9 protein-coding genes and 1 pseudogene are annotated in these 7,775 nt (G+C 67.7%); 6 read left to right on the plus strand and 4 right to left on the minus strand.

What is annotated here, in order from left to right; all coding sequences use genetic code 11:
• Window positions 1-11 precede the first annotated feature (11 nt).
• Genes J0J01_RS31140 through J0J01_RS31160 form a run of 5 tightly spaced genes read left to right on the plus strand, consistent with a single transcriptional unit; the run spans window position 12 to window position 3,597 of the window.
• The gene (locus J0J01_RS31140) at window positions 12-1,016 is read left to right on the plus strand and encodes an extracellular solute-binding protein (RefSeq protein ID WP_296387528.1); all 1,005 of its coding nucleotides are present in this window, start codon (window positions 12-14) and stop codon (window positions 1,014-1,016) included.
• Window positions 1,017-1,019: 3 nt separating this feature from the next.
• Window positions 1,020-2,111, plus strand: a complete 1,092-nt coding sequence (locus J0J01_RS31145) for an ABC transporter ATP-binding protein (RefSeq protein ID WP_296387529.1) — start codon at window positions 1,020-1,022, stop codon at window positions 2,109-2,111.
• On the plus strand, window positions 2,111-2,911 hold the full coding sequence (locus J0J01_RS31150; protein ID WP_296387530.1) for an IclR family transcriptional regulator C-terminal domain-containing protein: 801 nt from the start codon (window positions 2,111-2,113) through the stop codon (window positions 2,909-2,911). Before J0J01_RS31145 ends, J0J01_RS31150 begins: the two co-directional genes overlap by 1 nt.
• 48 nt (window positions 2,912-2,959) lie before the next feature.
• A complete protein-coding gene (locus J0J01_RS31155) occupies window positions 2,960-3,190 on the plus strand; it encodes an AbrB/MazE/SpoVT family DNA-binding domain-containing protein (RefSeq protein ID WP_296387531.1) in 231 nt (76 codons plus the stop codon).
• Window positions 3,187-3,597, plus strand: coding sequence for a type II toxin-antitoxin system VapC family toxin (locus J0J01_RS31160; protein ID WP_296387532.1), 411 nt, complete (start codon window positions 3,187-3,189; stop codon window positions 3,595-3,597). The genes J0J01_RS31155 and J0J01_RS31160 overlap by 4 nt, the downstream gene beginning before the upstream one ends.
• 5 nt (window positions 3,598-3,602) lie before the next feature.
• Here J0J01_RS31160 and J0J01_RS31165 read toward each other — a convergent pair whose 3' ends face one another.
• The 4 genes and pseudogenes from J0J01_RS31165 to J0J01_RS31180 all read right to left on the minus strand — a co-directional run bounded on the left by J0J01_RS31165 (window position 3,603) and on the right by J0J01_RS31180 (window position 6,871).
• A complete protein-coding gene (locus J0J01_RS31165) occupies window positions 3,603-4,190 on the minus strand; it encodes a septation protein A (RefSeq protein ID WP_296387533.1) in 588 nt (195 codons plus the stop codon).
• Between the two features lie 10 nt (window positions 4,191-4,200).
• Window positions 4,201-5,124 (minus strand): annotated as a pseudogene (gene ftsY / locus J0J01_RS31170) (signal recognition particle-docking protein FtsY); the annotation flags it as partial.
• A 20-nt stretch (window positions 5,125-5,144) separates the two neighbouring features.
• Entirely contained in the window at window positions 5,145-5,957 is an 813-nt protein-coding gene (gene dapF / locus J0J01_RS31175; protein WP_296387534.1) for a diaminopimelate epimerase, read from the minus strand.
• A 20-nt stretch (window positions 5,958-5,977) separates the two neighbouring features.
• A complete protein-coding gene (locus J0J01_RS31180; RefSeq protein WP_296387535.1) occupies window positions 5,978-6,871 on the minus strand; it encodes a hypothetical protein in 894 nt (297 codons plus the stop codon).
• Between the two features lie 40 nt (window positions 6,872-6,911).
• Here J0J01_RS31180 and J0J01_RS31185 point away from each other — a divergent pair, with 40 nt between their 5' ends.
• Window positions 6,912-7,514 (plus strand): 2-hydroxychromene-2-carboxylate isomerase, encoded by a 603-nt coding sequence (locus J0J01_RS31185; protein WP_296387536.1) that lies wholly within the window; start codon window positions 6,912-6,914, stop codon window positions 7,512-7,514.
• Window positions 7,515-7,775 lie beyond the last annotated feature (261 nt).

The raw sequence follows: 7,775 nt of genomic DNA on the forward strand, positions 1-7,775 counted from the left end.
GGGAGGCAATCATGCGTAGACGGAAGGTTCTGGGGTTGCTCGCAGCAGCACCCGCGATCGCGGCATCGGCGCAGACCGGCGACTGGAACAAGGTCGTCGAGGCGGCGAAGAAGGAAGGCAAGCTGCTGATCTACACCGCCTCGATCGGCTCGGTGTTCCACAAGAAGGTGATCAACGCCTTCGAAGCGAAGTACGGCATCAAGGTCGACCTGCTCGAGGCGCGCGCCAGCGAGGTCCGCGAGCGGGTGCGCGTCGAGCAGGCGGCCGGCCGCTTCCTCGGCGACCTGCACCACAACGGCTCGACCACGACCGGGCTGATGCAGCGCGACGGCAACTTCCAGCCGCGCGGCGAGGTGCCCAACACCCGGAACATCGAGGCGCCCTACGAGGCCGACGCGTTCAAGATCCCCGCCGAGGTCATCAGCTACTGCCTGATGGTCAACAAGAACCTGGTGAAGCCGGCCGACGAGCCCAAGAGCTGGAAGGACATCCTCGATCCCAAATGGGCCGGCAAGATCCTGTCCGACGACTACCGGGCGCTGGGCGGCGGCGCGGTGTTCTTCGTGGTGATGCAGAACGCCTTCGGCCGCGAGTTCCACGAGAAGCTGGCAGCGCAGAAGCCGTCCTTCTCGCGCGACCTGCAGAACAGCGAGCGGCGCACCGCGCGCGGCGAGTACCCGATCTACCTGCCGTTCAACCTGCAGGACCTCAACAACCTCAAGGGCCTGCCGATCAAGGCGATCGTGCCGGCCGAGGGCCGGCCCTACGTGCGCTTCGACATCTCGATGCTGAAGAACGCTCCGCATCCCAATGCCGCGTGCCTGTTCATGAACCACTATCTCGAGCCCGAGCAGCAGCTCGTCTTCGCCAACGCCGGCTACAATCCGGTGATCAAGGGCGTCATCGAGAAGACGATCGACGAGATCCGGCCGCTGCTCGCCACCAAGGCGATGGGTACGACCGATCCCGCCCGGCAGGACGAGATGCTGGCGCTCGCCAAAGAGATCTACAAGTAGACGATGCCCACCGTCACCCTCAGCGGCGTCGGCCGGCATTTCGGCGCGCTCAAGGCCGTCGACTCGGTCGACCTGGCGATCAAGCACGGCGAGTTCGTCACCCTGCTCGGGCCCTCGGGTTGCGGCAAGACCACGACCTTGCGCATGGTGGCCGGGCTGGAGCGCAACGACACCGGCTCGATCGCCATCGGCGGCCGGATGGTGAGCGATGCGGCGAGCGAACTGTTCGTGCCGCCCGACCATCGCAAGCTCGGCATGGTGTTCCAGTCCTACGCGATCTGGCCGCACATGACGGTGTTCGACAACGTCGCCTATCCGCTGTCGGTGCGGCACGTCGCCAAGGCGGAGATCAAGGCCAAGGTGACGGCGGCGCTGAAGCTGGTCGAGATGGAAGCCTATGCCGAACGGCCGGCACCGGCCTTGTCGGGCGGCCAGCAGCAGCGCGTAGCGATTGCCCGCGCGCTGGTGTTCGAGCCCGAGGTGCTGCTGCTCGACGAGCCGCTCAGCAACCTCGATGCGCGGCTGCGGGCGCAGATGGGCGACGAGTTCCGCGCGCTGCAGCGGCGCCTGAAGATCACCACGCTCTACGTCACCCACGACCAGGAAGAGGCGATGGCCCTCAGCGACCGCGTCGTCGTGATGGACAAGGGCAAGGCGCTGCAGGTCGGCGCCCCGGAGGACGTCTATCGCCGGCCGGCGAGCCGCGCCGTCGCGGCCTTCTTCGGCACGCCCAACTTCATCGAGGCCAAGGTCACCGCTTGCCGCGCCAACGGCACCGACCACGTGCTCACCATCGAAGGCGCCGGCACCGAAGGCGACTGCCGCGCCGGCGACGCCTATCGTCCGGGCGATGCGGTGCTGGTGATGATCCGGCCGGAGGACGTGACGCTCGGCGCCGCGGGCCACCTTTCGTGGGCCGGCACCGTGGTCGACGGCGTCTTCCGCGGGCCGCGGCGCACCCTCACCGTCGAGAGCACTGTCGGAGGGCAGGCCCGGCGCTTCACCGTCGAATGCCCGGCGACGCGCGCGGCCTCGGTCGGCGACGCGGTGACGCTGAGCGTCGAGTCGGACAATGCCTGGGCACTGAGGTCCTGATGGCGCGGTTGCGGGAACAGGACGCGGCGCGGCGCGCGGCCAGCGGCTACGGGCCGGACTTCCTCGAGGCCTTCGCGCGCGGGCTGCGGGTGATCCGCGCCTTCGACAAGCAGCGCAGCGCGATGAGCCTGAGCGACGTGGCGCGCGCGACCGACCTGCCCAAGCCTAGCGTGCGGCGGGCGCTCTATACGCTCACCTGCCTGGGCCTCGCGACCAGCGACGGCCGCACCTTCCGCCTGACGCCCAAGGTGATGGAGCTGGCCTCGGTCTATCTCGGCTCCAACATGATCTCGACGGTGGTCCAGCCGGCCTGCGAGCGGCTGGCCGAGGTCACCGAGCAGTCGTGCTTCGCGGCGGTGCTCGACGGCCACGACATCATGGTGATCGCCCATTCGATGCACGGCCGGCCCGACGTGCTGGCGCCAACCATCGGCCTGCGCCGGCCCGCCTTCAATACCGCTGCCGGCCGCGCCATCCTGAGCCAGCTCTCCGACGAGGCGCTCGACGCCTGGCTCGGCACGCTCGAGCCCAAGGGCGTCACCGACTTCACTATCACCGACAAGCGCGCGTTGCGGCAGCAGATCCTGCATGTCCGCAAGGAGGGCTTCGCCATCACCGCCCAGGAATGGCGCCGCGGCTACCACGCCGCCGCGGTGCCGCTGCGCCGCTACGACGGCGTCGCCATCGGCGCGCTCTGCGTCGCCGTCTGGATGGAGGATTCCTCCACCGGCTCCGCCGCCGAACGCCACGTCCCGGCGCTCACCGAGGAAGCCCGCGCGCTGCAGCCGCAGCTTCTCTGAATGGGCCTGTCGTGGTATTACTCTTACCGGTAAGAGTAGGAGCCAGCGATGCGCATCACCTCCAAGGGCCAGGTCACCATTCCGCAGGACATCCGCGAGCGGGCGGGCCTGTTGCCGCACACCGAGGTCGAGTTCGTCTATGACGGCAAGGTCGTCCAGCTCAGGCGAGCGGACCGCGGCAAGAAGGCGAGCCGCGGCGCCCGGCTGGTCGAGCACATGCGCGGCCGCGGAACGATCAAACTCACCACCGACCAGATCATGGCGATGACCCGCCGATGACAGTCCTCGTCGACAGCAACGTCATCCTCGATCTCTTTTCCGAGGATCTGCGCTGGTGGTCATGGTCGAGCGCGGCGCTGGAGGAGGCCGCGAGCGACGCTCGGCTGGTCATCAACCCGATCGTCTATGGCGAGATCTCGTTCCGCTTCGAGGCGATCGAGGACCTGGAAGACGCGCTACCGCCAATCATCGAACGCGAGGACATTCCGTACGAAGCGGCTTTCCTCGCGGCGAAGGCCTTTACCGTCTATCGGCGCCGGGCCGGCGCGGCCGGCAGGACGTCCCTGCTCCCCGACTTCTATATCGGCGCCCACGCGGCGATCCGCGGCTACCGCCTCCTCACGCGCGACGTGGCGCGATACAGGACCTACTTCCCCAAAGTGGATTTGATCGCGCCGGAGACCTGAATCGATCAGGCGAAGGGGTTATCCTCGCCCAGCCAGTGGCGCTTGAGCAGCGGGATCTGGAAGAAGGCGAAGATCATGGTCGCGGGGAAGCTCACGAACATCTTGCTGGCGATCCAGGTATCGGTCGAGAAGTTGTGCCAGAAGAACTCGTTGATGGCGGCCAGCACAAAGAAGAACACCGCCCAGCGCACGGTCAGCTTCCACCAACCCTCGTCGGTGAGCTGGAACGCGGCGCCGAAGATCGGCTTGAGCAATGGCCGTTTGAACAGCAGCAGGCCGGCACTGAGGATGACGCCGAACAGGCAGTTCACGATGGTCGGCTTGAGCTTGATGAAGGTCTCGTCCTGCAGCCAGATCGTCAGGCCGCCGAACACCAGCACGAAGAAGCCGCCGACCATTGGCATCACCGGCCAGCGCCCCTCCATCCAGCGGTAGCAGGGCAGCGCGATGGCCGTCGCGACGATGAAGACCGCCGTGCCGACGAAGATGCCCCACTTGGTGTTGGCGGCGAAGAACAGCAGCAGCGGCCCGAGCTCCAGCCCGGTGGCCCACAGCTTGCGCATGCCCTTCTCGGGCTTGATGTCGTCGCTCATGCCCGATCCATCATGAGGGCAGGCCCATCAGGCTGCGTGCGAAGGCGCGCGCCTCGAACGGCCGCAGGTCGTCGATGCCCTCGCCGACGCCGATGGCGACGACCGGCAGCTTGAACCTCTCGGCCAGCGCCACCAGCACGCCGCCCTTGGCGCTGCCGTCGAGCTTGGTCAGGACCAGCGCGTCGACCGGCGACAGGCTCTTGAAGGTCTCGACCTGGGCATGGGCGTTCTGGCCGACCGTGGCGTCGAGCACCAGCAGGCAGGACTGCGGCGCGTCGGGATCGAGCTTGCGGATCACCCGCACGATCTTGGCCAGCTCTTCCATCAGGTTGGCCTTGTTGTGCAGCCGCCCCGCGGTGTCGATCAGCAGCACGTCGCAGCGCTCGGCCTTGGCCTTCTCCAGCGCCTCGTAGGCCAGGCCCGCGGCGTCGGCGCCGGTCTGCTTGGCGATCACCGGCACGCCGGCGCGGTCGCCCCACACCTTGAGCTGCTCGACCGCGGCGGCGCGGAAGGTGTCGCCGGCGGCCAGCATGACCGTCCTGCCCTCGCCTTTGAGCAGATGGGCCATCTTGGCGATGGTGGTGGTCTTGCCGCTGCCGTTGACGCCGACCACCAGCACGACATGCGGCTTGCGCGCGGCATCGATCTTCAGCGAGACCGCAACCGGTTGCAGGATCTCGGCGATGTCGTCGGCGAAGGCCGAGCGCACCTCCTCGTCGGTGACCTCCTTGCCGAAGCGCTCCTTGCCGAGCTTCTCGACCAGGCGCGCGGCGACGGTGACGCCGAGGTCGGCCTGGATCAGCGCGTCCTCGAGCTCGTCGAGCGTCGCCTGGTCGAGCTTCTTCTTGGTGAAGAGGCCGGTGATGCTCTCGGTGACGCGCTTGGTCGACTTGGCGAGCCCGTCGCGCAGGCGCGACAGCCAGCCCTTCTTCTTCTTCTCGGACTCGACCAAGGTCACAGCTCACCCTTGAAGGCGAGCGCGATGCCGCCGGTCATCATGACGTGGCCGTCGCGCAGCCATTCGATCGATAGAGTGCCGCGCTCCAGCATCACGTCGGCCTTGCGGTCGACCAGCCCGCGCCGGCTCGCCGCGACCACCGCGGCGCAGGCGCCCGAGCCGCAGGCGAGCGTCAGGCCGGCGCCGCGCTCCCACACCCGGAGCTTCAGCTTGTCGCGAGCGATCATTTGCGCGACGCCGATGTTCGCGCGCTCGGGGAAGAACGAGTCGTGCTCGAGTGTCGGTCCCAGCTCGGCGAGCGGGATCTTCGACAGGTCGTCCACGAAGAAGGTGGCGTGCGGGTTGCCCATGCTGGTGCCGACCGGATCCTGCAACGGACCGGCGCCGACGGGCAGGTGATTGGTGTCGCAGGCCCCGGCGACCGGAATCTCGCGCCAGTCGAGCAGAGCCGGCCCCATGTCGACGGAAATGACGCCGTCGCCGACCTTTTCCGACTCCAACAGGCCCGAGATGGTCTGCACCGTGACCTGGTCGGTCTTGCGCTCGTCCATCACCACCGAGGCGACACAGCGCGTGGCATTGCCGCAGGCGCCGGCCTCGCCGCCGTCGGGGTTGTAGATGCGCATGAACACGTCGGCCGCGCGGTCGGTCGGCGGCTCGAGAACGATCAACTGGTCGCAGCCCACGCCCAGCCGCCGGTCGGCGATGGCGCGGCGGCGCTCGACCGGCAGGTCGATCGGCCGCGCGCGGGCATCGAGCACGACGAAGTCGTTGCCCAGCCCGTGCATCTTGAGGAAGGGAACCGTCACGCGGGCTATATGGCCGTTCGTCAGGGTTCGCGCAATCCGCGCGGGCCGGGCCAGCGCAACGAGCGCGGCCGGACCTCGCCGGCGTGCGGGCCGTTGATCTCGCGCACGTCCAGGGCCTGGAGCCGCTTGGTGTAGATCGTCATGTGCAGGATGCCCAACGGATCCCAGGGCATGGCCGGCTCGACGAACAGGCCGCGCTCGGCGTCCCAGGCCGGCGTGGCGTGATGGATCGGCCAGTTGCAGCGGCTGGGCAGCGGCTCGCAAGCATAGCCGTGATCGTAGACCAGCACGTTGAGCGCGATCTGGTCGGTCATGTCGGCCGAACGTTGCAACGACTCGCCCAGCAGATCGGCCCAGCCCTGCCAGTGCGGCGCGTCGGCCTGGAGCGCGAACACGCCGGCATTGATCAGCGGATAGCGGATCAGCCGCTCGGCCGTTTCCGTACCGAAGGCGGCGGTGTAGGCCGCGCCGTTGATGGTCGAGAACTCTTTCCAGGCGTGGTGGTAGTGCCGCATCGAACGATGGATCTCGGGCGCCACGGCGAGCGCGCCGGTGCGCGCCGCCGCAAGGAACAGCGCGATCGCATCGCCCTGCTGCACCCAGCAATCGGCGTCGATCCAGAGATAGAGGTCGAAGCCCGGGAAGTAACGCGGCAGGAACGGCCGCGCCGTCAGCGCCTTGTAACCGTCCTTCAACTTGGCGCGGCCCGGGAAATCGAAATCCCACTCGGGTACGACGAAGATCGCGCCCTGCGCGGCGAACCACGCCCGCTGCTCGGGCGTCAGGCCGCAATCGAGGATGCCGAGCGCCATCGCGCGGCCCTCTTCCGTTGCGCGCAGCGAGCCGACGCACTCCTTCAGCAGGTCGAAGTAGTCGGCGTCGCCGCCGGTGATGGCGATGGTCTTTTGCGTCACCTCGGAAAGATGCCACAGTCCGCGCCTTCGGAGGACCTAAATGGCCAAGCACGTCGATTACTACCTGTCGCTCAACTCGCCCTGGGCCTATCTCGCCTCGAAGCGCTTCGAGGCCATCGCGAAGAAGCACGGCGCCGACGTGACCATCTGGCCGGTCGATTTCGGCGCGGTGTTCGCGGTGTCGGGCGGCTTCCCGCTGCCCAAGCGGTCGCCGCAGCGCCAGGCCTATCGCATGATGGAGCTGAAGCGCTGGCGCGATCACCTCGGCATCAAGATCACGCTGGAGCCCAAGTTCTTTCCGGCCGACGAAGCGCCGGCAGCGCGCTGCGTCATCGCGCTCCGCGAGCAGGGCCGCATGGCCGACGCGATCAAGCTGGCGCACGCCGTGCTGGCCGCTCTGTGGGCCGAGGAGAAGAACACCGGCGATCCGGCGACGCTGAAGGCGATCATCGCCGGCTGCGGCCTCGATGCCGATGCGGTGCTGGCTGCGGGCGCGGCGCCGGAGACGGCCGCCAAGCGCGAGGCCTACACCAAGCACGCGATCGCCGAGAGCGTGTTCGGCGCACCGTTCTTCGTCATCGACGGCGAGCGGTTCTGGGGCCAGGACCGGCTCGACTTCGTCGACCGCAAACTCGCGAGCTAGAAGACGTCGAAATTTCGCGCGAACAGCACGAAGGTCGAGTTCTCGGTCGCGTGGGCGATCAGCGACGGGAAGAGCGAGTTGGACCGCCGGCGCAGCCAGCTCAGGAACAGCCCTAGCCCGGATATCTCACAGGAAGAGGTGCATCGGAGCGCGGGTTCTGAGAAAGTTGTTTTGCAACAACGACCGTCTCACTCCCAAAGGAATGCTCCGATGCCCACAGAGTGTATCGCGGACCTGTTCGGATTTGAAGCCGTAGAAGGG

It is taken from the genome of Reyranella sp. (assembly GCF_017305915.1).
Classification (GTDB): Bacteria; Pseudomonadota; Alphaproteobacteria; order Reyranellales; family Reyranellaceae; genus Reyranella.